This window comes from Kitasatospora purpeofusca (assembly GCF_036010405.1).
Lineage (GTDB): Bacteria > Actinomycetota > Actinomycetes > Streptomycetales > Streptomycetaceae > Kitasatospora > Kitasatospora purpeofusca.
The window spans coordinates 8,159,387-8,185,547 of sequence record NZ_CP108561.1 but is presented as its reverse complement, the minus strand read 5'-3'; the positions used below and the strand labels follow the sequence as shown (position 1 = coordinate 8,185,547).

20 protein-coding genes are annotated in these 26,161 nt (G+C 73.8%); 7 read left to right on the top strand and 13 right to left on the bottom strand.

Features of this window, described 5'->3' with window-relative positions; genetic code table 11:
- Positions 1-28: 28 nt before the first annotated feature.
- Positions 29-1,273, bottom strand: a complete 1,245-nt coding sequence (locus OG715_RS35705; protein WP_266273137.1) for a hypothetical protein — start codon at positions 1,271-1,273, stop codon at positions 29-31.
- Positions 1,270-1,653, bottom strand: coding sequence for a hypothetical protein (locus tag OG715_RS35700; RefSeq protein WP_030396327.1), 384 nt, complete (start codon positions 1,651-1,653; stop codon positions 1,270-1,272). Before OG715_RS35700 ends, OG715_RS35705 begins: the two co-directional genes overlap by 4 nt.
- Positions 1,654-2,337: 684 nt before the next feature.
- Here OG715_RS35700 and OG715_RS35695 point away from each other — a divergent pair.
- Positions 2,338-2,982: an alpha-ketoglutarate-dependent dioxygenase AlkB gene (locus OG715_RS35695; RefSeq protein ID WP_266273138.1), complete on the top strand. Its 645-nt coding sequence runs from the start codon at positions 2,338-2,340 to the stop codon at positions 2,980-2,982.
- A gap of 36 nt (positions 2,983-3,018) precedes the next feature.
- Here OG715_RS35695 and OG715_RS35690 read toward each other — a convergent pair whose 3' ends face one another.
- The 4 genes from OG715_RS35690 to OG715_RS35675 all read right to left on the bottom strand — a co-directional run bounded on the left by OG715_RS35690 (position 3,019) and on the right by OG715_RS35675 (position 6,965).
- The gene (locus OG715_RS35690) at positions 3,019-3,546 is read right to left on the bottom strand and encodes a nucleotidyltransferase domain-containing protein (protein ID WP_266273139.1); all 528 of its coding nucleotides are present in this window, start codon (positions 3,544-3,546) and stop codon (positions 3,019-3,021) included.
- A gap of 250 nt (positions 3,547-3,796) precedes the next feature.
- Positions 3,797-4,645 (bottom strand): carbohydrate ABC transporter permease, encoded by an 849-nt coding sequence (locus OG715_RS35685; protein WP_266273140.1) that lies wholly within the window; start codon positions 4,643-4,645, stop codon positions 3,797-3,799.
- On the bottom strand, positions 4,642-5,619 hold the full coding sequence (locus tag OG715_RS35680) for a carbohydrate ABC transporter permease (protein WP_266273141.1): 978 nt from the start codon (positions 5,617-5,619) through the stop codon (positions 4,642-4,644). Before OG715_RS35680 ends, OG715_RS35685 begins: the two co-directional genes overlap by 4 nt.
- Positions 5,620-5,654: 35 nt before the next feature.
- Entirely contained in the window at positions 5,655-6,965 is a 1,311-nt protein-coding gene (locus OG715_RS35675; RefSeq protein WP_266273142.1) for an extracellular solute-binding protein, read from the bottom strand.
- 320 nt (positions 6,966-7,285) lie between these two features.
- Here OG715_RS35675 and OG715_RS35670 point away from each other — a divergent pair, with 320 nt between their 5' ends.
- From OG715_RS35670 to OG715_RS35660, 3 genes are all read left to right on the top strand, one after another.
- A complete protein-coding gene (locus tag OG715_RS35670) occupies positions 7,286-8,110 on the top strand; it encodes an IclR family transcriptional regulator (protein WP_266273143.1) in 825 nt (274 codons plus the stop codon).
- Between the two features lie 246 nt (positions 8,111-8,356).
- On the top strand, positions 8,357-9,088 hold the full coding sequence (locus OG715_RS35665) for an alpha/beta hydrolase family protein (protein ID WP_266273144.1): 732 nt from the start codon (positions 8,357-8,359) through the stop codon (positions 9,086-9,088).
- 372 nt (positions 9,089-9,460) lie between these two features.
- Positions 9,461-11,119 (top strand): alpha/beta hydrolase, encoded by a 1,659-nt coding sequence (locus tag OG715_RS35660; RefSeq protein WP_266273145.1) that lies wholly within the window; start codon positions 9,461-9,463, stop codon positions 11,117-11,119.
- 236 nt (positions 11,120-11,355) lie between these two features.
- On the opposite strand, the gene OG715_RS35655 is transcribed toward OG715_RS35660, so the two are convergent.
- The 4 genes from OG715_RS35655 to OG715_RS35640 form a co-directional block, all read right to left on the bottom strand.
- Positions 11,356-16,077, bottom strand: a complete 4,722-nt coding sequence (locus OG715_RS35655) for a wHTH domain-containing protein (protein ID WP_266273146.1) — start codon at positions 16,075-16,077, stop codon at positions 11,356-11,358.
- A 137-nt stretch (positions 16,078-16,214) separates the two neighbouring features.
- Positions 16,215-16,577 (bottom strand): hypothetical protein, encoded by a 363-nt coding sequence (locus OG715_RS35650; RefSeq protein WP_266273147.1) that lies wholly within the window; start codon positions 16,575-16,577, stop codon positions 16,215-16,217.
- Positions 16,574-17,128 (bottom strand): universal stress protein, encoded by a 555-nt coding sequence (locus tag OG715_RS35645; RefSeq protein WP_266273148.1) that lies wholly within the window; start codon positions 17,126-17,128, stop codon positions 16,574-16,576. The genes OG715_RS35650 and OG715_RS35645 overlap by 4 nt, the downstream gene beginning before the upstream one ends.
- Positions 17,129-17,279: 151 nt before the next feature.
- The gene (locus OG715_RS35640) at positions 17,280-18,020 is read right to left on the bottom strand and encodes a TetR/AcrR family transcriptional regulator (protein ID WP_266273149.1); all 741 of its coding nucleotides are present in this window, start codon (positions 18,018-18,020) and stop codon (positions 17,280-17,282) included.
- 218 nt (positions 18,021-18,238) lie between these two features.
- Between OG715_RS35640 and OG715_RS35635 the strand changes: the two genes are divergently transcribed.
- Positions 18,239-19,288 carry a substrate-binding domain-containing protein gene (locus OG715_RS35635; protein ID WP_266273150.1) on the top strand — a complete coding sequence of 350 codons (1,050 nt, stop codon included), beginning with the start codon at positions 18,239-18,241 and terminating at the stop codon, positions 19,286-19,288.
- Between the two features lie 70 nt (positions 19,289-19,358).
- Here the strand turns inward: OG715_RS35635 and OG715_RS35630 are convergent, their stop codons facing one another.
- From OG715_RS35630 to nirB, 3 genes are read right to left on the bottom strand one after another with little or no spacing between them, the layout of a single operon-like run.
- On the bottom strand, positions 19,359-20,726 hold the full coding sequence (locus tag OG715_RS35630) for an MFS transporter (RefSeq protein ID WP_266273151.1): 1,368 nt from the start codon (positions 20,724-20,726) through the stop codon (positions 19,359-19,361).
- The gene (gene nirD, locus OG715_RS35625) at positions 20,723-21,133 is read right to left on the bottom strand and encodes a nitrite reductase small subunit NirD (RefSeq protein WP_266273152.1); all 411 of its coding nucleotides are present in this window, start codon (positions 21,131-21,133) and stop codon (positions 20,723-20,725) included. Before nirD ends, OG715_RS35630 begins: the two co-directional genes overlap by 4 nt.
- The gene (nirB, locus tag OG715_RS35620) at positions 21,130-23,748 is read right to left on the bottom strand and encodes a nitrite reductase large subunit NirB (RefSeq protein WP_266273153.1); all 2,619 of its coding nucleotides are present in this window, start codon (positions 23,746-23,748) and stop codon (positions 21,130-21,132) included. Before nirB ends, nirD begins: the two co-directional genes overlap by 4 nt.
- Positions 23,749-24,104: 356 nt before the next feature.
- Between nirB and OG715_RS35615 the strand changes: the two genes are divergently transcribed.
- Positions 24,105-25,250 (top strand): uroporphyrinogen-III synthase, encoded by a 1,146-nt coding sequence (locus tag OG715_RS35615; RefSeq protein WP_266273154.1) that lies wholly within the window; start codon positions 24,105-24,107, stop codon positions 25,248-25,250.
- Between the two features lie 29 nt (positions 25,251-25,279).
- On the top strand, positions 25,280-26,026 hold the full coding sequence (locus OG715_RS35610; protein WP_266273155.1) for a sirohydrochlorin chelatase: 747 nt from the start codon (positions 25,280-25,282) through the stop codon (positions 26,024-26,026).
- Positions 26,027-26,161 lie beyond the last annotated feature (135 nt).

The window sequence follows — 26,161 nt, the reverse complement described above, 5'->3', positions numbered from 1 at the left end:
GCGGGGGGCGTCGCGGGCGGGGAGTGGTTCAAAGTCTGGCCTCCAGAAGGGTTCGGACCCGGATCAGCAGCGCTATGTCGGGGTCGGCGGCGGTGAGCGGGAGGGCGGTGGTCCTCGGCCCGGACGCGGCCTGCGCCGGTACGGACGGAGCCGTCGGAGCACGCGGGACCGTCGGAGCGGGCGGGGACGGCGGGGACGGCGCCGCGTGGCCGGTGAGCGCGGCGAGCGCCGCACCGGGAACGCGCCGGTGCAGACCGCGGGGCCCTCTCGGCACCGGCACCGTGCCGACCGTCCCGACGCCCGTGCCCGGCCCGGCCCCCGGCCCGACCCCCGCCGCGCACCCGGCTACGGCTCCGACGGCGGGGCCGGCTCCCACGACGGCTCCGACACCGGCTCCGACGACGGCGCCGGAGCCGGTCCCGGCGAGCAGTCCGGCGGCGGCGAGGCGGCGGACGTCCGCCGCGGTCGCGAACGCGGACCGGCCGAGCAGCCGGGCCAGCTCCGCGGCGGTTCTCCGCCCGTCCGCGCGGTCCAGCAGCTCGTACTGGCGCCGGGTCGGCGGCCGCACCCGGCGGGCGTGGCGCCCGGGCGCGGGGGCCTGGCCGGCGGTCCGGCGCAGCGGGACGGTGTCGAGCTGCTCCGAGGGCCAGATCCGGTCGAGCAGGTGCCGCCGCCGCTCGGCCTCGCGGCGGAGCCGGTGGGCGCCGACCGCGGCCACCGGGCCGAGCCAGTGCCGCATGCCCGGGGCGAAGGTCCAGGAGACGAGGGTGGCTGGGGTGTCGATCAGGAAGCAGGCGGCGTCGTAGAGGGTGCCGAGGTGGCAGAGTTCGAGTTCGCCGCGGGTGAGCCGGCCCTGTTCGACCAGGGCTTCGCCGACCCGGGCGTACGGGCCGAAGCGGTGGACGGCCTCCCGCCAGGTGTCCGGGTCGAGCCGGCCGCTGGTGGTGAGCAGGGCGGCGAGGTCGGGTGCCCGGTCGGACTCGGCGTGGGTGACCAGGCCGTCGACGAGGTAGACGGTTCCGGCGGGGCCGCGCAGGGCCCCGGTGGCCCGTTCGGCGGCGAGCCGTTCGACGGCCGCGCCCGGGGTCCAGTCGGGGTCGACGGCGACCGGGAGCACGGGCGCCACCGGGCCGGCCGGTGGCCGGAAGCCGACCTGGGTGCCGGTGGTGGCGGCGAGGTCGTCGGTGACGGCGGTGCCGGCGGTGCCGGTGGTGGCGGCGGGGGCGTCGGTGACGGCGGTGACGGCGGGGCCGCTGGTGACGGGGTTCGTCATCCGAGCACCAGTTCCTCGGCGAGCGACTGGAGCCGGTAGCGGGCGCCGGCGAGGTTGCCCTCGGCCCGGTCCAGCCAGAGGTGCAGGACGAGACGGCTGTCGAAGACGGTATCGATGAAGCAAAGCAGGTGGTAACTGCGGCCCGCAGTCAGGATGATGTCCTGCAACGGTGCCTTGCCGTCCTCCGCAGCGGTGAAGGTGGCTCCCTCGACGGCCGCCCGGACCAGGTCGGTCGCCTCGGCGGCCGTGGTGTCGTGGTCGCCGGTCGGACTGACTCCGACGCTGCCAAGGGCGAGTCCGCTGCTCCAGTCGATCAGACCGGCGGCGCGGGCCCCGGCGATCGCCATCGCCTGGGACAGGCACTCGTCGATACCCGGCACTCGGGCTCCTTCGGAGGGGTTCGGGGAGGAAGCGGCGCAGGCCACGGCGCAGGGCGCGGCCGTCGGGCGCCGACCGGACCGCCACGACGAGTGGCGGGTTCGACACGGAAGGCTACTGCCGGAACTCGTACGACGAACATTCCAATGGCATATTCACACCACAACCCGGTGTTTTCGGCCATCCTTTGACGTCTCGTCAGATCACTGGACCCACCATCACCGCTGCCCGGACGCCCGTACGCCGTACGAACGGACGATCCACCTGGCACGGCACCTTGGCCGATTGTCGGCCACGCCGATGGGTTTCGAGCCACGAGTGCGATAGGACCGAAGGCAGCCGGACCGCCCGCGCCGCCCGGACCGCCTCGCCACCCGGACCCCCGGGGCCGCTCCGGCGCAGCACGACGAAGCGGCCGCCCCCCGAGGGGGACGACCGCTTCCGTTGGAGCGCCAGGCCCGGGTCGCACGGACTCTCCCTACTGAAAGTAGGGCGTGCTCTGGTAGCACCGCTGACGCATGTTCGATCCGATCCGATCCCCGCTCCGCGAAGATCGTTTCCTTTCGACGTGATGAACAGTAGCAGGCGATCGCACCTGGTCAGAAATCGGTTCACCGACCCCGCCCCGGGTTCCCGCCCACTCCTTTATTCGTATAGATGTTCGATTCCAGGCGTAGGCTGGAGCCATGAGCACCACCGCCGCCGTCCACCGCCAGCCGTCCCTGTTCGACGACCCCGGGCCGGCCGGGCCGGTCCTCGGGCCGCTGGCCGGGGTGCGCCGGGAGGTCCTGGGGGCGGGCGCCTGGGTGGACGTGCTGCCCGGCTGGCTGCACGGGGCCGACCGGCTGTTCGAACAGCTGGCCGCCGAGGTGCCCTGGCGGGCCGAGCGCCGCGAGATGTACGAGCGGACCGTGGACGTCCCCCGGCTGCTCGCCTCCTACCGGGAGGACGACCCGCCGCCGCACCCGGTGCTGGGCGCGGCCCGGGCGGCACTGAGCGGGTACTACCGGCCCGAGCTGGGCGAGCCCTTCCGCACGCTGGGGCTCTGCTACTACCGGGACGGCCGGGACAGCGTGGCCTGGCACGGCGACCGGATCGGCCGCGGGGAGCGCGAGGACACCATGGTGGCTATCCTCTCGGTCGGCGAGCCCCGGGCCCTGCTGCTGCGGCCCCGCGGCGGCGGGCCGGTGGTGCGGCACCGGCTGGGGCACGGCGACCTGCTGGTGATGGGCGGCTCCTGCCAGCGGACCTGGGAGCACGCGGTGCCCAAGACGGCCCGGCCGGCGGGGCCCCGGATCAGCGTCCAGTTCCGGCCGCGCGGCGTCTCCTGACGCCCACCGCAGAACCGCCGCACAGGGCGGCCGGCGTTACGCCCCCGCCAGGGCCGCCCGCAGCCGGGCGATGTCCTCGGCGTCCTTCGCCCGCCGGGGGCGGCGCGGGTCCCAGACCGGCATCATCCGCTTGATCTCGATCTGCGCCTCGGCGGCGACCACCGGGCAGACGAGTCCGTCGAGCCGCCCCGGCGGACCGTCCAGCAGCCCGGCCGGCCAGGCCGTCCCGGCCCAGGGCCCGCCGGCCGCCAGCACCCGGCCGTCCGGCGCGAGGTCCACCAGGGCGAAGCTCGACTCCAGGCCGTCCTTGACGAAGTCCAGCTGCTGTTCCGGCGGGGCGCCCTCCAGCGGCGCGTAGCCGAGGGCGCCGAGGCCGGCGGCGAGCGCGGCGGCGTCGGCGGCCGGGGCGAACCAGTCGATGTCCTCGTGGTCGCGGGTCCGCGCACCGAGGAAGAAGTCCATCGCCCAGCCGCCCCGCAGCCAGACACGTGCGCCGAGACGGCGGGCGAGGCCCACCGTCTCGGCGATCTGCGCGAGTTGCCCGTCGGCACGTTCCCGGTCCATGGACCCCACCTCCACGGGCCCGGACGCTACACCCGCCGCAGCCCCTCCGTCGCGGCGTTTTCCGCCGGAGGACCGACCCTGCCGGGTCCAGGGCGCGTCTTTCGGATCACGTCGGACAAGCGGGCGTCGTTGGGGTGCGTGCATCGGCGGCGCCGAGGAGGGAGTCCATGCGGAGCATCGGCGACCGACGAGAAGCCGGCGAGGTGCGTGCCCCGGCGGCGACCGCCCGGCGCGATCCGAAAGACGCGCCCTAATCCTTGACGGCGCCGGCCAGTCCGGAGACCAGCTTGCGCTGCACCGCGATGAAGAAGATCAGCACCGGCACGGTCATCAGCGTCGAGGCCGCCATGATGCCGCCCCAGTCGTTCTCGTCCGGCTTGAAGAACACCAGCAGCGCGGAGGGCAGGGTCTGGTTCTCGGTCGCGCTGATGATGAAGGTCTTGGCGAAGACGAAGTCGTTCCACGCCGCGATGAAGGAGAACACGCTGGTCGCGGCCAGCCCGGGGGCGACCAGCGGCAGCAGCACCGTCCAGAGGATCCTGGCCCGGCTCGCGCCGTCGATCTGCGCGGCCTCCTCGATCGACACCGGCACCGCGGCGACGAAGCCCCGCATCATCCAGATCCCGAACGGCAGCGAGAAGGCCAGCTGCACCAGGACCAGCGAGGCCAGGGTGTTGAGGCCGATGCCCGGCGCGAACCGGCCCGCGTCGCGGAACATGAAGAACAGCGGGATGGTGAGCGCCTCGACCGGGATCATCTGGGCGATCAGGAACATCACCATGATGGTGGTGCGGAAGCGGAACCTGAACCTGGTCACCGCGACCGCCGCGAGGAAGACCACCAGTGCGGAGAGCACCACCACGGACAGCGCGATCACCAGGCTGTTGACGAAGTACCGCCCGAAGCCGTCCACGCTCAGCACCTGGCGGAAGCTCTCCAGGGTGGGATGGGCCGTCCACGGCCGGGGGTCGAGCGACTGCACCTCGCCCTTCGGCTTGAAGGCCGACAGCACCATCCAGAAGATCGGGAAGGCGGTGACGACGGCCACCAGCAGGGCGGTGGTGTTGGCGCCGAGGCGCCAGCGGCTACGGGCGTTCACAGTTCGTTCCCCGTCCTGCGCAGCGAGCGGATGTAGAGGACGGTCGGGATCACCAGGACCAGCAGCATGATCACGCCGATGGCCGCGCCCAGCCCGTACTGGGAGGAGGCGAAGGCCTTCTGGTAGGCGTAGACGTTGAGGACGAGGTTCTGGCCGGCGATGCCGCCGCCCTCGGTCATCACATAGATCTGGGTGAAGACCTTGAAGTCCCAGATGACCGACTGGATCACCACGATGGTCAGGATCGGCCGGAGCATCGGGGCGGTGATCCGGCGGAAGGTGGTCCAGGTGTTGGCGCCGTCCAGCGCCGCCGCCTCCAGCACCTCGCCCGGGATCGCCCTGATGCCCGCGTAGAGCGTCACCATGACGAACGGGAAGGAGTGCCAGACGACGACGGCGCCGACGATCAGGAAGGCCGTCCACTTGTCGTAGAACCAGTTGAACTCGTGGAAGCCGTCCAGGCCGATACTCACCAGGGTCTTGTTGACCAGACCGAGGTTGGTGTCGAACAGGAAGCTCCACACCGTCGAGCCGGTCATCGCCGGCGCCGCCCAGGCCGCCATCGCGGCGGTGGTCAGCACCAGCCGGGGCACCCGGCCCACCCTGGTCAGCAGCACCGCGAGGGTGGCGCCGACGGCCAGGGTGGCGACCACGCAGAACGCGGCGAAGCCGAGCGTCTGCGACAGCACCGACCAGAACTGCCCGTCGCTCAGGATCTTCCGGTAGTTGCCGAGGCCGACGAAACTCGTCGGCACGCCGCCGGAAGCCTGCGCCTGCCCGAAGTTCAGGACGGACAGCAGACCGAGCTGGTAGATCGGGTAGGCGACCAGCGGGATCATGACGACCGCCGCCGGCAGCAGGAGCAGCAGTGGGGTACGGCGGCGGCCGCGCGGGGGCGCGGCCGCCGCGGCGCCCCGGCGCCGCCCGCTCGGGGAGGGCGGCGCCGCCGGGGCGGTCGTGGTGGGTGCGGACACGTGCGGGACCTGCTCTCTGGATTCCCGGGGCGGGCTCAGCGGGCGGCGAAGGCCGAGGTGATCTGCGTGGCGGCGTCGCCCGAGGCCTTCGCCACGTCCGCCCTGCCGGTGACGACCTGCTGGAGCATGGTCGGGATGACGGCCTGCGCGTCGATCTGCGCCCAGGCCTGGTCCAGCGGGACGAAGCGGGTACCGGCCGCGATGGTGTCGGTGAACGGCTTCAGGAAGGCGTCCTTGGTCGCGACCTTGGCGTTGACCGACTTCAGGGTCGGCAGGTTGCCCATCGCGTCGTACATCTGCTCCTGGTAACCGGGGCCGGCCAGCAGCTGGGCGAACTGCACCGCCAGGGTGCGGTGCTTGGCCGCCTTCATCACGCCGAGGTTGTTGCCGCCGGCGAAGGCCGGGGCGATGCTGCCGGCCTTGGCGCCGGGCAGCGGGACGACCGCGTACTTGTCCTTGGCCGCACCCGCGTCCACCTTGCTGCGGCTGGAGTTGGGCAGGATCGCCATGGCGGCCTTGCCGGCCGCGAACAGGTCGACGGTCTTGCCGCCGGTGAGGTCCGCGCACTGCTGCGCCGGGCAGCCGGCCTCGTCGAAGAGGTCCGTGTAGCGCTTCACCCCGGCCTGCGAGGCGGCGGAGCCGATCGCGGCCTTGAACTTGTCGCCGTCCTTGGTGGCGATGTCGCCGCCCGCGTCCCAGACGAAGGGCAGCGCGCCGAAGGTGTACTTGCCGCCGATCGCGATGCCGAAGGTGTCGGAGTGCGCGGCGTGGATCTTCCGGGTGGCGGCGACCAGCTCGTCGTAGGAGGTCGGCGCGGCCAGTCCGGCCTCGGTGAACAGGTCGGTGCGGTAGTACAGCGCGCGCACGCCGACCCACCACGGCAGGCCGTAGGTCTTGCCGTCGAGCACGGCGGTCTTGGCGATCGCCGGGTCCAGGTCGCCCTTGGCCGCCCAGGTGTCGAGGTCGGCGCCGATCTCGGCGAGGCCGCCGGCCGCGACGTAGCCGGGCAGGTCGGTGTTGCCGAACTCGACCAGGTCCGGGGCGCTGTTGGGGTCGTTGAACGCGCCCTTCATCTTGGCGGCGCGGGCCGAGGCGTCGGTGTCGATGTAGCTGACGTTGACGGTGACGCCCTGGTGCGCCGACTGGAACTCGGTGACCGCCTTGGCGACCACCGCCTCCTTGGCGGCGTTGCCGGCCTCGTTGTACAGCCAGACCTGCAAGGTGCCGCTCTTGTCGTCGGCGGCCTTCTCGCCGGCCGGGACCGCGGTGCCGGGTGAACAGGCGGCGGCGGCAAGACAGGTGGCGGCGAGGACGGCGGCCGCGGTGGTCCGTCTGACGATACGCATGGGTGGGAAGCCTCCCCTCCCGACAGCTGCCGCCGGGACGCGCCGTCGTGGACGGGCACGTCGCAGCAGGCCCTGACCGGGGCCGATGGTGGATGTGGGGGTGGTGACGCGGGTGGGTACGGCAGTGCGGCCGCCCGTCCGGGCGGCGTCGCCTGCTCGATGCCAGGGACGTTAGGCGGGGGCGCGGACGCCCAACAAGAGCCGATTCGGGAAGTTTTGCAGTGCACAACGCTGTATCGAAAACGCGGCCCGCATGCCCGCAGGGGGTACGGTTCGACAACCGCCGCAGTCGGACGGCGGAACGAGAGGGGAACGGACCGATGACGGAGCAGACCGCCGCCACCACCGGGAAACCGCAGAAGGCGGCGGGCGAGCGCAACCAGTCGTCGTCACTGCGCCGCGCACTGTCGGTCCTCGGCTACGTCCGCGACCACGGCGACGGGCGCGGCGTCCCGCTCGCCCAGCTCGCCGAGGCACTCGACCTCAACAAGTCGACCGTGCTGCGGCTGACCGGCCCGCTGCTCGACGAGCACCTGCTCGACCGCGACCGGGAGACCGGCTGGTTCCGGCTCGGCCACGGCTCGCTCCGGCTCGGCCAGGCCTACCTGTCCACCCTCGACCTGCGCAGCGTCGCCGCCGAGCACCTGCGCCGCCTCCAGCGCGAGGCCGGCGAGACCGTCCACCTCACCGTCTGGCAGGCGCCCGGCATCGTCTACCTTGACAAGGTCGAGGACGAGACCAACGTCCGGATGGCCTCCCGGGTCGGCAGCCGGGCGCCCGCCTACTGCACCGCCACCGGGAAGGCGATCCTGGCCTGGCTCCCCGAGGAGGCGGTCACCGAGGTGGTCGCGGCCGGGCTGCGCCCGGTCACCGCCTGGACCATCTCCGACGAGCCCCGCCTGCGCGCCGACCTCGCCCGCATCCGCGCCCGCGGCTACTCCATCGACGACCGCGAGAACGAGCCCGAGGTCCGCTGCGTCGCCGCCCCGATCTTCGACCACACCGGCGAGGTCACCGCCGCCCTGTCGGTCTCCGGCCTCACCTCCCGGATGACCGCCGCCCGGGTCCGCGCCCTCGGCCCGGTGGTCGCCCAGGTCGGCCTGCGGATCTCCCGCGAACTCGGCTCCGACCGCCCGGTCGGGTGACGCGAGCGGGCCCGCGCCGGCGTCCGGACCCGGGAAGGGGCCGGGGAACGCGAACGGGCCCGGCACCTCTTCAGGTACCGTGCCCGTTCGACCGTGGAGCGCCAGGCCCGGGTTGCACGGACTCTCCCCGCTGAAAGCGGGACGTGCTCTGGTAGCACCGCTGACGCCTGACGAGAGATCATTCCCTCGCGACAGGAAGAACAGTACCAGTCCGGAACACCCGCCCGAACCGCAGGAGAACCACCCATGTCCGTCACGATCCCGGCCGAGACCGTCGAGTACGCCCCCGGCCGGTTCATGGACGTCCACCGCCCGCCGACCGGCCCAGCCGGGCCCTGGCCCGTGCTCCTCCTCTGGCACGGGAAGGCCCCCGACTCCCGGTTCGAACTCGCCCCGCTCGCCCGGGAGGCGGCCGGACACGGCCTGCTGGTGCTCACCCCGGACTGGCGCTCCGACGCGGCGGACAGCGGCCGCGCCGACCTGCTGGCCTCGCTGGAGCACACCCACCGGCACGCGGCCGACCACGGCGGCGACCCCGCGCTCGGCCTCGTCCTGGCAGGCTGGTCGATGTCCGGCCGGGAGGCGATAGCCCTCGCCACCCACCGCGACCTCCCCGAGGACCGCCGCCCCACGGCGGCCGTCGGCATCGCCTCCAGCTACGCCCGCCCGGCGGTCACCACCGGCGAGGCACCGCTCGCCGCCCTCGCCGACCGCCCCTCCCCCGTCCCGCTGTTCCTGGTCCACGGCACCGGGGACGACCTCGTCCCCGCCGACACCACCCGGGCCCTGGACACCGCCCTGCTGACACCGGCGGCCGAGTTCCTCCAGCCCGACACCGACCACGCCGGGGTCGTCCTCACCGAGTACGACCCGGCCCTCGGGCACTGCGTCGCCGCCCGTGCACCGCACGCCGTCGAGGCCGGCCGCGCCACCGCCGCGCTGCTGGCCCGCGCCGCCGGACTCCCGGCCCGGGGCTGACGGGAGCGGGCCCGGGAACGGGCCCGCTCCCCGGACCGCTCTCCTCGTTCGGGAGCGCGTCCGGGACGCGAACAGGAACGCGAACGGGCCCGGTACCTGAAGAGGTACCGGGCCCGTTCGACCGTGGAGCGCCAGGCCCGGGTTGCACGGACTCTCCCCGCTGAAAGCGGGACGTGCTCTGGTAGCACCGCTGACGCCTGACGAGGGATTCTGTTCGTTCGCTTCCCTCGCGACAGAGAGAACACTACCAGGTCGGAGCGGGTGCGCCGGACCACGAACGGATGCCGCCGCCGAACCGCCGTGCCATCACAGCTTCATAACGTCACGTCAGCTGAGTGGATGTGACATTGCACATATCACATCATGCTCACCATGAGAAAAGTCCTCACCTTACTGTCCGCCGCCACCGCCATCGCCGTCCTCGGCGGCTCCGCAGCCGTCGGCGTCGAGCCCGGGGCCGACGGGCTCGACGACCGGAGCGTGCTCTCCGACACCGGCCAGGGCACCCTGGCCTGGAGCTCCTGCGAGGACCCGGCCACACCGGCGCTCCAGTGCGCGATGCTCGACGTGCCGGTGGACTACTCCGAGCCGCGCGGCCGCAAGATCAAGATCAAGCTGAACCGGCTCCCGGCCACCGCGCCCAAGGACAAGCGCCAGGGCCCGATCCTGCTCAACCCCGGCGGCCCCGGGAACTCCGGCCTCTGGATGCCCGCCTTCATCGCCGGACAGATCCCGGCCGACGTCGCCTCCACCTACGACTGGATCGGCTTCGACCCGCGCGGCACCAACGGCAGCGAGCCCCACGTCGTCTGCGACCCCGACTACTTCGACGCCGAACGCCCCGACTACCAGCCGGACCAGGGCACCGCGAAGGCCTGGCTGAAGAAGGCCGCCGGCTACGCCTCCGACTGCGCGGCCGACTGGTCCTGGCTGCTCCCCCACATGACCACCGTCGACAACGCCCGCGACATGGACAGCATCCGGCGGGCACTCGGCGAGTCGAGGATCAACTTCTACGGCGGCTCCTGGGGCACCTCGCTCGGCTCCACCTACGGACAGCTGTTCCCGTCCCGGGTGCGCCGGATGGTGCTCGACAGCATCGTCGGCCCGACCACCACCTGGTACGAGCACAACAAGCTCCAGGACAAGGAGCACCAGCGCCGCTTCGAGGCCTTCACCGCCTGGACCGCCAAGGCCGACTCCGTCTACCACCTCGGCACCGACCCCGCCGACATCCAGCGCGCCTACGACCAGGTCGAGGCCGCCCTGCGGACCGACCCGCTGGACGCCGCCCCGGCCGTCGGGAAGATCGGCCCCGCCGAGTTCGAGGACACCTTCTACGGCGGCGGCTACAACTTCCTCCGCTGGCCCCGGATGGCCACCGTGCTCTCCGCGTACGTCACCCAGCACGACACCCGGCCGCTCGCCATCGCCTACAACCGCTACGCGGCCCCCGGCGCCGACGACGGCTCCTTCCCCGCGTACAACGCGGTCCAGTGCACCGAGAACGCCTGGCCGCGCGACTGGGAGTACTGGAAGAAGGACCAGGCCAAGGTGGACGCGGTCGCGCCCTTCTACACCTACAACAACATGTGGTACAACGCCGCCTGTATGTTCTGGCCGTACGAGGGCAACCGGGCCGGCCGACTGAAGATCACCGGCAAGGGCCTGCCGCCCGTGCTGCTGTTCCAGTCCACCGAGGACGGCGCCACCCCCTACGAGGGCGGGCTCGCCATGCGCGACGCACTGCCCAGCGCCAAGCTCGTCGTCCAGGACGGCGGCAGCTTCCACGAGATCCTGTTCCACGGCAACGCCTGCCTGGACGACACCTTCACCGCCTACCTCCGCGACGGCAGCCTGCCCGGCGGAAAGGGCCGGATCGCCAAGACCTGCGCCCCCGGCGCCGAGCCCGCCCCGGTCTACGTGACGCCGCCCCCGGCCGCCAAGTCCCTCACCGGGGCGACGGGTTCGCCCGACGCCGCCCCGCTCTCCCCGACCGACCCCGAGGCCGTCCGGGGCGTGCTCCGCTGACGGAGCGCTGAACGACGGAAACGCGAACGGGCCCGGTACCTGAGAAGGTACCGGGCCCGTTCGATTTGGAGCGCCAGGCCCGGGTTGCACGGACTCTCCCCGCTGAAAGCGGGACGTGCTCTGGTAGCACCGCTGACGCCTGGCGAGGGATTGTGTTTCTCTCCCTCGCGACAGGAAGAACACTACCAGGTCAGAACGGGTGTCCGAACCGCGGGGAAAGGGCGGGTGACTGCGGGTCACTCGTAGACGACGTCGCCGGCGAGCGTGAAGCCGAGGTCCTGGAGGCGGCGGGCGGTGTCGGCCGGGGAGTGCCGGTCACCGCTCAACCGAAGCACGTCGGCCAGGGACAACGGCCGGTCGGGGAGAGACCAGCGGTCGCTACTGGTCAGCATGAAGGACTCGGCGCCGTGTGCCGTCGCCATGCCCGGCGGAAGCGGATGGCCAAGCACAGCCAACCGCGCCGCGACCTCGCCCGGTGGCACCTCCAGATCGCCAGCAGCAGCAAGGACATGCCAGATCCCCGCCGGTTCGTCCGGCTTCAACCATGGCGCCTGGCCGTCCCGCCGTTCACTGAGCATCAGCAGGTCCTCGGAATCCACGGCATCGGGCAACCCGACACCCTCCGGCAGACGGTGGCCGAAACTCACCAGTCGGGCCGCGACCTCGGCCGGTGGCCGCCCCAGCGCTCGCGCGGCCCGGAGCACGTGCCCGATCGGCACCGACTCGTCGGGCAGCAGCCACGGACCCCGCCAGTCGAGCTCGGCGCTGAGGACCAGTCGGTCGTCCGAGAGCACCCGGTCCGGCACCGCGGCGCCGTCCGGCACGGGATGACCGAGCAATGCCAACCGATCGGCCACCGCCAACGGTGAGCATTCCAACTCGGCTGCACACCAGAGGACATGGCCCATAGGCGCCCGCACGCCGAGCACGGTCAACTCCGGCTCGTGCTCGTCGTCCTCGTAACCGTTGAGAAGGACGAGGTCGCCATCACCCAAAGTCGACGGGATCCACACACCGTCCGCCACCTGGTGACCGAGCTCCCGCAGCCTGGAAACGACGTCCCCCGGTGCCCGGTCGAGCTCGCCGGCCACCGCGAGTACGTGCCAAGCCGAGACCGCCTCACCGGCATCCAGCCACGGTCCTTCCGGCGCGAGGTAACGGCTCAGAAGCATGTAGTCGTCATCCTCGACGGTCTCCGGCACCAGCGTTCCCTCGAAGGGGTGCCCGAGCGCGGCCAGACCGTCGATCACCTCACGAGGTCGTCGATTCGTTGCCTGGGCCACCACGAGTACCTTCCAGAGCGGCACGGATTCCCCGGGGGACAGCCATCTCGGGTTCTGCCCCGGCTCGGGCACCAGCAGGCTCTCGGCATCAGGAGGCAGGGGGAACTCCAGATGGTCGGTCCAGCCGACCCCGAGTGCTTCGAGCCGCGCGACCACGTCCTGCGGCGACCATTTCAACTCCCGAGCGGCGAAAAGGACATGCCCGAGCGGCACCGGCTTCGTGGCACAGAGCCAGGGGGCCCTGCCGTTGACGCTGCGGCTCAACACCAAGAGGTCGTCGGCAAGGACCTTCTCCGGTACCGGCTGTCCCTCCCTCAGGAAGTACCCGAGTTCGGCGAGCCTGGCAGCCACCTCGGCGGGACGGCGGCCCATCCATTGGGCAACAGAGAGCACATGCCCGAGCGGCACCGGCTTCGCCGGATCCACCCAGCCGTCCGCCTCCAGCCTCCAGGACCGATCGCCGCCCTCACGGCGGTGCCGTCGTAGGAGTCCCTCGTCGGTAGGCCTGGCAACCGCCAGATCGCTCCCGCCGATCACGGTCACATCGGGGACACCACCGGCGGCGGCCCAGCAGAGTGTCCGCCAGTTCATCAGGTGCTCCGGCATCTCGTACCCCTCACGGACCATGCGCGACAAGGGCCGCCGCCGGTCTTCCGACGCCAACAAGCGAGCGTCCGTCGGAAAGCAACCGAGAACGGTGATGTCCTCCTTTCCTCCTTCCACCAGCCAAGGGCCGTACCGTTCGGTGACCGCCGCCTCCAGAACGGCGTCGGCGAGGTTCGGGTGATGATCGACCAGCTCGGAGAGCCACGTGTGATCGAGCATCGTGCAGCCCTCGCGCAGCAGCGTCGGAATCTGCTGGTGCAGCAACCCGAGCGCGTGGGCCTCGTCGTGGCCCAGGGTCCGGGTACGATCGACGGTCAGTCTGGGTGCCCGGGTACCGCTCAGATCGATCACGGCCCCGAAGAATCTCAGACCCGCCCAGAGCCCGTCGGCCAGGATTCCGCCCCAGGCACCGGTCCACCACACGTCGGCGCGGTCCGTGGCGGCGACCCGCACCTCCTTCGCCCGCACCGCACCATCGGCGTACGGGTCCTCCGCCCCCAAGGGCGCGAACGGCGACAGCACCCCCGCCTCCCACTCCAGCCGCTCCCCCGCGTCCTCCGCCGTCACCTCGTACGGCGCGATCCACAGCAGCCGCCCCAGCAACCCCGTGCACGACGGCGCCGCGTCCGGGTTCCGCAGGTGCAACCGCACCACGGTCCCCGCGTCGTGCCCCCGTCCGAGATTGCGGATGCGGAAGACCGAGCCCGGGCCCGCGATGTCCACCTGGAGGCGGTCGCCCGGGTGGCCGTCGCGGTCCAGGCGGCAGGTGGTGACCGAGATGTCGTCGGCCATCATGAAGTAGCTCAGCACACCGATGCCGAAACGGCTGTTGGGGTGGAACTCAATACCCTCGGCCCGCCACGCCGCCTGCTCGTCGAGGAACTCGGGCAGGTCGGCGAAGCGCATGCCCGCGTACGAGAACACCTCGCGCAGTTCGCGCTCGCCCATGCCGATGCCGTTGTCCCGGCACTCCAGGTAGGCCTGGCCGCGCTCGTCCACGCCCCGGTGGAAGTCGATCCGGCCCGACCACGCCGGCACCTGCGGGTCGTGGCGGCGGAGGTAGGTGGTGCGGGCGTCCCGGTAGCGGCAGGCGTCCAGCGCGTTCTGGTACAGCTCGCGGATCGCCAGCGCCTGGTCCCCGTAGAGCTGTTCCCCCATCAGGAGTTCCTGGATCCGGTCGTCCGCGAGCCGGAACCGCAGGTCGGTGGACTCGTAGATGGGCCGCCCCCGCTCGTCGGCGGCGGCGTGGACCTGGTCGGCGGTCGCGTGGACCGGCAGGTCCTGGAGCGGGGCGAGCTGGGGGTCGGCGCCGGCGTGGAGGTCGATCGCGCCCAGCAGGGTGTCCAGCGCGGCGGCGTGCTGGCGGAGCGCCAGGCCCACCGCGGGGTGGTGGCAGGCGGCGGTGAGCACCCTGGTCCGGCCGCGCGGGTCCCAGCGCGCGCCCTGGATCGTTCCGTGCAGTTCGGCGAGGTCGACCGCGTACGAGATACCCAGGTGCTCCACCACGACGTCCGGCAACCGCAACGGATCGACGGCGAGTTGGTGCGCGACGGCGAGCAGCGCGCCGAGCAGTTCCTCCCGGACGTACTGCTCCGCCTCGGTGGCGCCGGCCAGTTGGCGGACCGGGCGGATCGCGGTGGTGTCGTAGGAGGTCCGGAGCGAGCGCAGCAGGCTCGGGAGGGCGTCCAGGGCGAACAGTTCGGCGACCAGGTCCCGGTCACCGGGTGCCGTGAGGTGCTCGGTGAACGCGCCGACCGGTCCGCGCAGGTCGGTCAGGACGTTCTCGTGGTGGCCGCCCGGCCTGCCCGCGAGCCATTGACGGAACAGCCACCAGGCGATGCCCGCCGCCCCCGCCGGGTCGCCGCCGCGCCCGGCCTGGGCGGCGCGCCGGACCAGCCGCGCGCGGCCGGTGGCGAACTGCTCGTAGCCGGCCCGCAGCGGGGAAGGAGCGGCGGACGGGGCCAGGTCGGTGGGCCGCACGGCCAGCGCCTCGACCGCGACCCGGTTCGCGCAGGCCACATGGGCGAAGGGCGCGACCACCAGCAGCGCCGCCTCGGCCGGGGCGAGCGCCAGCTTCTCGGCGTTGAGCACCTTCGACAGCAGCCAGCCCAGCCGGCCGGACATCCGCTCCGCGAGGTCGGTCAGCCGCCACGGGTCCTCGGCCAGGGCCCGGTCGTCGGCGGCCGCCAGCGGGGCGAGCCGCTCGACCAGGGCGGTCACGGCCGTGCGCATCGCCTCGGCGCCGGGGCCGTCGGCCACCTGCCGCCAGGCCGGGTGCTCCCGGGCCCGGACCACCCAGGGGTGCTCCCCCGCCGCGCCGGCGGGTTCGCGGTCCGGCCGCTCGAACAGCACGAAGCCGTCGAGCTCGCCCTCGGCGCGGACCCTGACCTGCTGGCGCGGGCACTCGTGTTCGCTGGTGAGCGCGTCCACGGCGGTCTGGAGCTGCTCGTGGAGGTCGGCGAGGGTGCTCGGGCCGGTCTCGCTCGCCACCACGGTGCTGAGCGCGCGCGAGAAGAGGCTGAACGTGGTCCCGCCCGCCGTGGCGTAGCGGGCGCGTTCGCCGGGCGAGCAGGCGTAGACGTGGCAGTAGTGCCGCCGCCCGACCCGGCGGACTTTCGCCTCGGACCAGCCGACGGCGTTGCTCGGCGCCATCTCCCGCATGACGATGCCCTCGCGGCAGGCGTCGACGAGGACGGCCACGTCCCCCGCCAGGCTCTGTTCGACGTACGGGGCGAAGTCGAGCGCCAGGCACTTGCCGCGGAAGTCCCGGGCGCTGGTGAGCGCTCCCTTGGGGACCAGGTAGTCCGTGCCGTCGTGGTGGATGCCGTGGCCGCTGAGGTAGACCAGCAGCGTCTGTCCGGCGGCGGCCTGCTGGAAGAAGGTCTCGACGGCGGAGTCGATGCCCTCCCGGTCCGTCTCGTCCGGCTCGTGGACGACCACCTCGTAGCCGGCCGAGGACAGCGCCTCCTCCAGTTCGACGAGGTCGTCCCGGACGAACGGGAGGTCGGTGATGTGCTCGTCACGGTACTTCGGCACGCCGATCAGCAGTGCCCGGAAGGAGCCCTTCACCGTCCGCCCGTCGTCCGCGCCGGCGGGTCGATCGTCACGACCGCATGCTTCGCCTGCTCGAACAACGCGTTCCCCATCCCCGGCGGCTGTCAGCGAGATGACACATCATAGGTCGCTCCGCCGGGGCCGCCGGGTCGTCAGGCCGCGAGGTCGTACCGCCTGCCGGGGCGCGGCCCGCGCGGGGCCGCGAGGAGGGCGGTGGCGAGGGCGGCCGAGGTGAGGAGGAGCACGTGGGCGGCCTCGGCGGCCGGGGCGGCGAGGCCGAGGGCGCCGTGCCGGTGTTCGACGAAGCCGTTGTGGAAGAGCCAGGCCGCCGGGCCGATCAGCGCGGCGGCGGAGGGGCGGGAGCGGCCGCCGACGACGGCGCAGAGGGCCGCGTAGGCGGCGAGCGCGACCCAGGTCGGGCGGAGTTCGCCGAGGACCGCGAGGGCCGGCAGCAGGGCGGCGGACGCGGTGAGGGCGATCGCGGCGGACATCGCCGGAGCGAGACGGGCGGTCACACCGTCACCGTCAGCCGGGTCCGGGGGTGGCGCTCCATGGCCTCCAGTTCGCGCTGGAGCGGCGGTTTCGGGACGGCCAGCACCGGGCAGGCCGCGTGCCGCACGCAGTAGGCGGTGATCGACGGGTGCAGGGTGCGGGCGAGCAGGCCGCGGGGGCCGGCGCCCAGGACGAGCAGGTCGTCCGGCCGGTCGGCGCAGTGGACCAGGGCCTGACCGGTCTCGCCGCGGACGGCGACGCTGCGCAGTCGCACGCCCGGCCAGGTGCCGCCGAAGGCCTGGTCGAGGGCTTCGCGCAGCCGGGTCGCGGCCGCGTCGCGGCAGGCGGACAGGAGCGGCGGGCAGGGCGCGCGGCGGTAGCCGAACTCACCGCCGACCGGGGTCCAGCAGTGCACGGCGAGCACCTCGGCGTCCAGCCGGCGGGCCTCGGCGACGGCGCGGTGCAGGGCGGCGAGGCTGCCGAGCGAGCCGCTGACGCCGACCACGATCCGGCCCCGGCCGTCGTCCTCCGGCGTGCCCGACCCGCTGGGGCTGGCTGTCGGCTCGTCCGCCATGGCGCTGTCCGTCCTTCCGAACCGGTCCCCGGTCGCTGATGACCGGTGTCGTCGGTGCCAGCCAAGCCCGGTGGAGGGGGGAAGGGCGGTTCGTTGACGGAGCTCTGACGCGGGCGGGGCCGGTCCGTACGGGTTCCTGACGCGGGGCCGGTCAGGCGGTGGGTGGCGCCTCCGCCCGTGCGTCGGCCGCCCAGAGCTCGGCGAACATCCGGTCCAGCCGCTCCTCGCCGACCGGCGGGACGGGCAGCGGGTGGGCGGCCCGGGTGCGGAAGCCGTCGAGCAGCAGCGCGAGGTGGCGGCGCCACAGGTCGGGGCGCAGTTCGGTGGCCGCGGGCAGGGACCGGCAGAGCGCGCCGAACACGAACAGCAGGTCCGTGGTGACGACGTCGGCGCGCATGGTGCCCTGTTCCTGCGCGCGGGCGACCAGCGAGCCGACCGTCGCGGCGTTGCGACGGCTGATCCCGAACAGCCCGGGGGCGGTCTGGACGGCCCGGGTGACCAGGTCGTTGATCCCCCGGTCCGCAGCGACCAGTTCGAGGATCCGCTCGAAGTACCCCTCGATCGCGCTCCAGGCGTCCTCGGTGGCCAGCGCCTCCGCCCCGGCCTCGGCGACCAGGTTCGCGGCGTTCGCGAAGACCTCGCCGACCAGGGCGTGGCGGGTCGGGAAGTGCCGGTAGAGGGTGGCGTTGCCGACACCCGCCTCCTTGGCGATCTGGTCGAGCGGGACGTCCAGCCCGTGCCGCGCGAACAGGTCGCGGGCGGTGGCGAGCAGGAGGTCGCGGTTGCGCCGCGCGTCGAGCCGCAACCGCGTGGGGGGACGAGGGCCACCGTCGGGACCGCCCGGAACACCGGGACCGTCGGGAGCGTCGATGCCCGTCCTGCTCACTGCCATGCCCCGACCCTAACAACGCGGGACGCCACCGCCCGCCCGGCCCCGGGCGGGTGGCCGGGGCACCACCGGAGGAAGAACAGGTAGTGGTGAGGGGGCCGGAGAGCGGGCCCGACCTGCGGTGACGCCGGGCATCCCAGAGTGCTGGGGGCTTTCGGGCCCCGGACGGGCGACCCCAGGATGCCGGTGACCGCGCCGTCCCCCGACCGGGAGTCCACCCCATGCTTCGCCTCGCCGCCCGGGCCGCCTCGGCCCTCGCCCTGGCCTCCGCACTGGCCCTCACCGTCACCACCCCCGCTCTCGCCGACCCGCCGCAGCCGGCCGCGACCGACCTCGTCGGGGTGGGTTCGGATGTCACGGAACAGTTGTTCAACCAGTTCTCCACCGACTACAACGCCTCATTGGCCGCCACCGGGGACACCGCCTCGCCACGGCTGTACAGCTGGGACTCGACCGGGTCGTCGATGATCACGACCAAGGCGGGAGCGACCACGATCAACCGGCCGTACAGTTCCAGCACCGGGAACACGGCACTGGCCGGCACCACCAGCAGCACCGTCGACTTCTCCCGCAGCGACCGCGCCCCACAGATCGACGATCCGACCACGACCCTGTTCGTGGTGATGGCGAAGGACGCGGTGAGCTGGGCCGCACCGACGGGCGGCAACGCCCCCGCCGGCCTCACCAGGAGCCAGCTGAACAGCATCTACGCGTGCACGATCACCAACTGGCGCCAGATCGACCCGGCACTGCCCGACGCGACCGTCCGACCGGTCCTTCCGGCCCGCGGATCGGACACCCGGCGGACGTTCCTGCAGGCGCTGGGCCGCTGGGGTCTGCCCGACGCGGCCGGTCCCTGCGTGCTCGACGTCGACCGGGCGAACCAGGGCACGGACGCGGTCCTGCACGACCCGAACGCGCTCGTCCCCTACTCCGTCGGCCACTACGTCGGCCAGGCGTTCGGCGGGCACACGCGTCCCGGCGACGAGCCGGGCCTGCTGGTCCCCCGCGCCATCGACGGGGTCCCCCCGGTGGACCAGGTGAACCACCGGATCAACCTCCCGTTCGTGACCGGCACCTTCGGACACGTCCTGTACAACACGGTCCGCAGCGCCGACTGGTACGCCACGGACGCGCACGGCAACGCACTGCGTGCCGTCTTCGGCCCGAGCGGGTGGATCTGCCGGTCGAACGGCGGCGCCCCGGCCGTCCGGAGCTACGGTTTCCTCACGCTGCCGCCCGGTCCCTGCGGCTCGACCACGCACAGCTGACCGTCGCCCGGACGCCCTCGGCCCCGGACGCTCCGTGCGTCCGGGGCCGAGGGCGTCGACGGCGTACCGCTCAGCGCCGGGCGCCCGGGCGGAGCCAGACGGCCCAGGTGAGGGCGGAGCAGCACAGGTAGGCGACGAGGAAGGCCAGATAGGCGCCGTCGCCGTTGCCGCTGCTGAGGAAGGACTGCCGGAAGGCCAGGTTGACCAGCACCCCGCCGAAGGCGCCGATCGCGCCGGCCAGGCCGATCAGCGCGGCGGTGCGGCGGCGGGAGGCGGCCTCGGCGGCGGCCGGGTCGGCGCCGTCGGCGACGGCGAGGCGGGCCCGGCCCTCGTAGTGGGCGGGGATCATCTTGTACGTCGAGCCGTTGCCGATGCCGCTGAGGACGAAGAGCGCGATGAAGCCGGAGAGGAAGAGCGGCAGCGAGCCGGCCCGGGAGGCGGCCAGGACGACGGCGGTGCCGGCGCCCATCGCGACGAAGGTGACCAGGGTGACCCAGGGGCCGCCCCAGCGGTCGGCGAGCCGGCCGCCGACGGGCCGCAGCAGGGAGCCGAGCAGCGGGCCCAGGAAGGTGAGCGCGGCGGCCTTGACCGGGGTGTCGAAGCGGTCGTGGAACTGCACCTGGAGCACCTGTCCGAAGGCGAACCCGAAGCCGATGAACGAGCCGAAGGTACCGATGTACAGGGTGGAGACGGCCCAGCCGTAGGGGTCGCGGGCGACCTCGCGCAGCGAGCGGTCGGCGGGTGCGCCGGGCTCGCGGGGCGGGGTCGGCAGGTTGTCCATCCGGCGCCAGGCGAGCGCGGCGGCGGCCAGGATCAGCGGCAGGTAGATCAGCGGCAGCAGCCGGGGGTGGGCGACACCGGCGGTGGCGAGCACCAGCAGGCCGAGCAGCTGCACGGCGGGGACGCCGAGGTTGCCGCCGCCGGCGTTGATGCCGAGGGCCCAGCCCTTGAGGCGGTGCGGGTAGAAGGAGTTGATGTTGGCCATCGAGGAGGCGAAGTTGCCGCCGCCGACACCGGCGACGCAGGCCACCGCGAGCAGGGTGCCGTAGGAGACGCCGGGGGTGAGGACGAGCGCCGCCAGGCCGGTCGGGACCAGCAGCAGCAGGGCGCTGACCACCGTCCAGGTGCGGCCGCCGAACCGGGCGACCGCGTAGGTGTACGGCAGCCGGAGCAGGCCGCCGAGCGCGGTGGGGAGGGCGGTCAGGGTGAACTTGCCGGCCGGGTCGATGTGGTACTCCGGGCCGAGGAAGAGCACCAGGACGGACCACAGGCTCCAGACCGAGAAGCCTATGTGCTCGGAGAGGACGGACAGGATCAGGTTGCGGCGGGCCGTGCGGGCGCCGGTGCGCTCCCAGAACTCGCGGTCCTCCGGGTCCCAGTGGGTCAGGGTGGGGGCGCCGGCCGTCCGGGCCGGGCGGGTACCGAGGGCGGTGGTCATGCCCGCTCCTCCTTCGGGGAGTTCCGGGAGTCCCGGGGGGTCCGGGAGGTCCGGGGCTCGGTCGCCGCGGCGCGGACCGGCCACCGGCGGAGCACCGCGGGGGTGCCGTCGGGGGCGGTGTCCTCGTCCAGGCAGCGGCCGTCGGTGAGGTCGAAGGTCTGCTTGTACATCGGCGAGGCGAGCGTCGGCCGGCCCTCGCGGCTGCCGAGCAGACCGCGGGAGAGCACGTGCGCGCCGCTGAACGGGTCGCGGTTGTCGACGGCGTACAGCGCGCCTGAGCGGTCGACGAACAGCGCCACCTGGGTGTCGGCGGGGGGCAGCAGGACGGCGACGCCGCGGCCCGGTTGCAGGTCGTCGAGGCTGCAGACGGGCTGCCAGCGGGTGCCGTCGTGGATCTCCACGGTCACTTGGCGAGCACCTCCAGTCGGGGTCCGGCCACGAGGACCGGGGCGGGGGCGGGGAGGACGTGGCCGTCCTCGTCGGGGCGGGCGGGGCGGATCTGGCCGCGTTCGGGGACGAAGGTGACGGCGGGGTCGGGGGTGCCGGGAGCGTTGACGAAGGAGGCGAAGCGGCGGAGCCGGTCCGGGTCGGCCAGCGTAGCGGCCCACTCGTCCTGGTAGGAATCGATGTGGCGGGCCATCAGGGCGTCGAGTTCGGCGGCGATGCCGAGCGCGTCGTCGAGGACGACCGCGCGCAGGTGGTCGAGGCCGCCGTCGAGCCGCTCCAGCCAGACCGAGGTGCGCTCCAGCCGGTCGGCGGTCCGGATGTAGAACATCAGGTAGCGGTCGATGGTGCGGATCAGGGTCTCGCGGTCCAGGTCGGCGGCGAGCAGGTCGGCGTGCCGGGGCGTCATGCCGCCGTTGCCGCCGACGTAGAGGTTCCAGCCGGCGGAGGTGGCGATGATGCCGAAGTCCTTGCTCCGGGCCTCGGCGCACTCGCGGGCGCAGCCGGAGACCGCCGACTTCAGCTTGTGCGGGGAGCGCAACCCCCGGTAGCGCAGCTCCAGTTCGATGGCGAGGCCGACCGAGTCCTGGACGCCGTAGCGGCACCAGGTCTCGCCGACGCAGGACTTCACGGTGCGCAGGGCCTTGCCGTAGGCGTGGCCGGACTCGAAGCCGGCGTCCACCAGCCTGGCCCAGATGGCGGGGAGCTGGTCGACGCCGGCGCCGAACAGGTCGATCCGCTGGCCGCCGGTGATCTTGGTGTAGAGGCCGAAGTCGCGGGCCACCTCGCCGATCGCGATCAGGCCGTCCGGGGTGATCTCGCCGCCGGGCACCCGGGGCACCACCGAGTAGGAGCCGTTGCGCTGGAGGTTGGCGAGGAAGTGGTCGTTGGAATCCTGGAGGGCGGCCTGTTCGCCGTCCAGGATGTGGCCGTTGGAGAGGCTGGCCAGGATCGAGGCGACGGTCGGCTTGCAGATGTCGCAGCCCTCGCCGGTGCCGTGCCGGTCGACCAGCGCGGAGAACGTGGTGATGCCGGTGACCAGGACGATCTCGTACAACTCGGCGCGGCTCTGCGGGAAGTGCTCGCACAGGCCGGTCCCGACCTCGGCCCCCGCGGCGGCGAGCTCCTCGGTGACGACGGTGGTGAGCTGCTTGAGGCAGCTGCCGCAGCCGGTGCCGGCCCGGGTGCACTTCTTGACCTCCGCGACGCTGCCGCCGCCCTGCTCCCGGACGGCGGCGCGCACGGCGCCCTGGGTGACGTTGTGGCAGGAGCAGAGCACCGCGTCGTCGGGCAGCGCGATCGGGCCGGCGGCGGCGGACCCGGCGGGCAGCACCAGTTGTTCGGGCGGCACGGTGAGCGGCCGGCCGGCCGTCGCCAGCGGGCGCAGGGTGCCGTAGGCCTCGGTGTCGCCGACCAGGACGCCGCCGAGCAGGGCCCCGTCGGTGCCGATCACCAGCTTGCGGTAGACGCCCAGCCGGCCGTCGCTGTAGAGCACGTCGAGCGCGCCCTCGGCGGTGCCGTGCGGGTCGCCGAAGCTGGCGACGTCGACGCCGAGCAGCTTGAGCTTGGTCGAGGTGTCGGCGCCGGTGAAGCCGGGACCAGGGCGGCCGGCGAGTTCGCGCGCCGCCGTCTCGGCCATCTGGTAGCCGGGGGCGACCAGTCCGTAGACCCGGCCGTCGGCGGCCTGGGCGCACTCGCCGACCGCGAGGACGGCCGGGTCCTCGGTGCGGCAGCGCTCGTCGACGACGATGCCGCCGCGCGGGCCGACCGCCAGGCCGCAGTCCCGGGCGAGCTGGTCGCGGGGCCGGACACCGGCGGAGAACACCACCAGGTCGGCGGCGAGTTCGCGGCCGTCGGAGAGGAGCAGGCCGCGCACCGCGCCGTCCGGGCCGGTGGCGACCCCGCTCGCGGCGGCCGCGGTGTGGACGGTGACGCCGAGCTCCTCGATCTTGCGGCGGAGCAGTTCGCCGCCGCCCTCGTCGACCTGGACGGCCATCAGGCGGGGGGCGAACTCGACCACATGGGTGGTGAGTCCCCTCGCCCGCAGCGCGCCGGCCGCCTCCAGGCCGAGCAGGCCGCCGCCGACCACGATGCCGGTGCCGCCGCCCGCCACCACGGCCTTCGTGGCGTCGGCGCGGATCGCGTCGAGGTCCTCGATCGTGCGGTAGACGTGGCAGCCGACGGCGTCCCGACCGGGCACGGGCGGCACGAACGGGGCCGAGCCGGTGGCCAGCACCAGCTCGTCGTACCGAAGTCGGGCGCCGGAGCGGGTGGTGACCGTGCGGGCGGCGCGGTCGACGGCGGTCACCGGGTCGCCGAGGCGCAGCTCGATGCCGTGCTCGGCGAGGAAGCCGGGCGGGCAGAGCGTGAGGTCCTCGGGGGTGCGGCCCTCGAAGAGGGAGCTGAGGTGGACGCGGTCGTAGGCGGGGCGGGGCTCCTCGGCGAGCACGGTGATCCGCCGGCGCCGGGCGCCGGGCTGCTCGGTCCAGGCCTCCAGGAAGCGCTGGCCGACCATGCCGTGGCCGACCAGGACGAGGTCCAGCGGCGGCTCGGGCGGCTCGGCCGTGTGCGACGTCATGCGTGACTCCTCGGGTGGTACGGGGCTGGGGTGCGGAGGGGGCCGGGGGGGGTGCGGGGGCGGTGGGGGCTGCGGGGGCGGTGAGGGTGTGGGGGCGGTGGGCGGCGCGGGTCCGGTGGGCGGCGCGGGTCCGGTGGGCCCGCTCGCCGGTGTCCCGGGGTCGTGCCGAGAAATTTCGCCGGTGGTCGTTTCGCCTCCGGGTCCGCCGTGTTGCGCCCGCGGTACGCCTGCCTCACACCGGGCACCGCCCGACGTGCGGCTTCGGACATCCCCCGTAACGGGAGCGACCGGTTCGCTAACTCCGGGGAGACGGAGGGGCAATCAGCCCGTAACGAGCGACCCGCACCCTTTCGGCCATGGCAACAACCACCCTCACCGGACCGCGCCCCACCCCGCGGCCCGGGCCCCTCACCGGCTTCACCATCGGGGTGACCGCCGCCCGCCGCCGGGACGAGCTGACCGCGCTGCTCACCCGGCGCGGCGCCCAGGTCGTCGAGGCGCCGGTGCTGCGGATCATGCCGCTCGCCGACGACCTCGCCCTGCGCCGGGCCACCGAGTCCTGCCTGACCGGGCCGCTCGACTACGTGGTCGCCACCACCGGCGTCGGCTGGCGCGGCTGGATGAGCGCCGCCGAGGGCTGGGGCCGGGGTGCCGCCCTCGCCGACGCGTGCCGGCGGGCCGTCGTCCTCACCCGGGGCCCCAAGGCCACCGGCGCCGTCCGGGCCAGCGGCCTCGGCGAGGGCTTCTCCCCCGGTTCCGAGGCCACCGACGAACTGCTGACCTGGCTGCTCGCCCGCCCCCTGGCCGGCCGGCGGATCGCCGTCCAGGAGCACGGCGTGCGGCTCGACGACTTCGCGGCCGCGCTGCGCGAACGCGGCGCCGAGGTGATCTCCGTCCCGGTCTACCGCTGGGCCCCGCCGGACGACCCGGCCCCGGTGCGACGGCTGGTCGACCAGACCGTCCGCCGCCAGGTCCACGCCCTCGCCTTCACCAGCGCCCCCGCGGTCGTCGCGTTCGTCGAGACGGCCGCCGCCGACGGCCTGCGCGACGCACTGCTCGACGCACTGCGCGGGGACGTCCTGCCGGTCTGTGTCGGCGCGCTCTGCGCCCGGCCGTTCGCCGACCTCGGACTGCCCGCGGAGTTCCCCGAGCGCGGCCGGCTGGGCTCACTGGTCCGGCTGCTCGCGGAGACCCTGCCGAGCCGGGGCCGCCGCGAACTCGACCTGGGGAGCGTCCGGTTGACCCTCCAGGGGAACGCCGCCCTGGTCGACGGGGAGAGTCGCCTGCTCAGCCCGCGCGGCGCCGCCGTGCTGCGCGCGCTCGCCGAACGCCCCGGGCACGTGCTCAGCCGCGCCGACCTGCTGCGCACGGCCTGGCCGGACGCGGCCGCCGACGAGCACGCCGTCGAGGCGGCGGTCGGGCGGCTGCGGGCGGCGCTCGGGCCGCACGGGAAGCTGATCCGCACCGTGCCCAAGCGCGGCTACCGGCTGGCGGCTGCCTGATGGGGGCGGGGGTAACGGGGGCGGGGACTGTGACGCTTACCGGGACGCGGCGTCCGTCGGACGGGAGCCGACCGGTCCTGCTCGCGGTCGCGCACGGCAGCCGCTCCGCCGCCGGAGTCACCGCCAACCGGGCGCTGCTGAGCCGGGTCCAGGTGCTGCGCCCGGGCCTCGACGTCCGCTGCTGCTTCCTCGACCTCGTCCGGCCCACCCTGCCGGAGGCGCTCGCCGCACTGGACGGGCGAGCGGCGGTACTGGTCCCACTGCTGCTCGGCGGCGGCTACCACCTGCGGGTCGACCTGCCCGGGGCGCTCGCCGCCGCCGGGCTGACCCGCCTTCCGCTCGCCCGGGCGCTCGGCCCCCACCCACTGCTGGCCGCCGCGCTCGCCGACCGCCTCGCCGCGGCCGGTCGCCCGGCCGGCGCCGGGCCGGTGGTCCTCGCGGCGGCCGGCTCCTCCGACCCGGCCGCCAACTCCGACACCGCGCGGACGGCCGAGCTGCTCGCCGACCGCCTCGGCGACGGCAGCCAGGTCGTCCCCGCCTATCTGTCCGCCGCCCGCCCGAGCCCGCGGGAGGCGGTCGCCGCCCTGCACGCCGCCGGCCACCGCCATGTCGCCGTCGCCACCCATCTGCTCGCCCCCGGCTTCTTCGCCGACCGCGCCGCCGCCACCGGCGCCCACTGGACGAGCGCCCCGCTCGGCACCCACGAGGCGCTCGCCCGGCTGGTCGCCCTGCGCTACGACGAGGCCCGGGTCGAATCGCTCGCCGCCGCCCGCTGACCGGCTCACCGGCTCACTGCCTGACCGCCTGACCGGCCCGGCGCAGAGCGCGGCCCACGGAGCGCGGCCCGTCCGCGGCCTCCCCCGGGGCTGTCGGCCTCCTCACACCCGGCGCCCAATCCCCCACCGCACTCT

Coding starts and splice junctions, on each gene's coding strand:
- OG715_RS35705 (WP_266273137.1), bottom strand. CDS start 1,273: ATGACGAACCCCGTCACCAGCGGCCCCGCCGTCACCGCCGTCACCGAC.
- OG715_RS35695 (WP_266273138.1), top strand. CDS start 2,338: ATGAGCACCACCGCCGCCGTCCACCGCCAGCCGTCCCTGTTCGACGAC.
- OG715_RS35690 (WP_266273139.1), bottom strand. CDS start 3,546: ATGGACCGGGAACGTGCCGACGGGCAACTCGCGCAGATCGCCGAGACG.
- OG715_RS35675 (WP_266273142.1), bottom strand. CDS start 6,965: ATGCGTATCGTCAGACGGACCACCGCGGCCGCCGTCCTCGCCGCCACC.
- OG715_RS35670 (WP_266273143.1), top strand. CDS start 7,286: ATGACGGAGCAGACCGCCGCCACCACCGGGAAACCGCAGAAGGCGGCG.
- OG715_RS35665 (WP_266273144.1), top strand. CDS start 8,357: ATGTCCGTCACGATCCCGGCCGAGACCGTCGAGTACGCCCCCGGCCGG.
- OG715_RS35660 (WP_266273145.1), top strand. CDS start 9,461: ATGAGAAAAGTCCTCACCTTACTGTCCGCCGCCACCGCCATCGCCGTC.
- OG715_RS35645 (WP_266273148.1), bottom strand. CDS start 17,128: ATGGCGGACGAGCCGACAGCCAGCCCCAGCGGGTCGGGCACGCCGGAG.
- OG715_RS35640 (WP_266273149.1), bottom strand. CDS start 18,020: ATGGCAGTGAGCAGGACGGGCATCGACGCTCCCGACGGTCCCGGTGTT.
- OG715_RS35635 (WP_266273150.1), top strand. CDS start 18,239: ATGCTTCGCCTCGCCGCCCGGGCCGCCTCGGCCCTCGCCCTGGCCTCC.
- OG715_RS35630 (WP_266273151.1), bottom strand. CDS start 20,726: ATGACCACCGCCCTCGGTACCCGCCCGGCCCGGACGGCCGGCGCCCCC.
- nirB (WP_266273153.1), bottom strand. CDS start 23,748: ATGACGTCGCACACGGCCGAGCCGCCCGAGCCGCCGCTGGACCTCGTC.
- OG715_RS35615 (WP_266273154.1), top strand. CDS start 24,105: ATGGCAACAACCACCCTCACCGGACCGCGCCCCACCCCGCGGCCCGGG.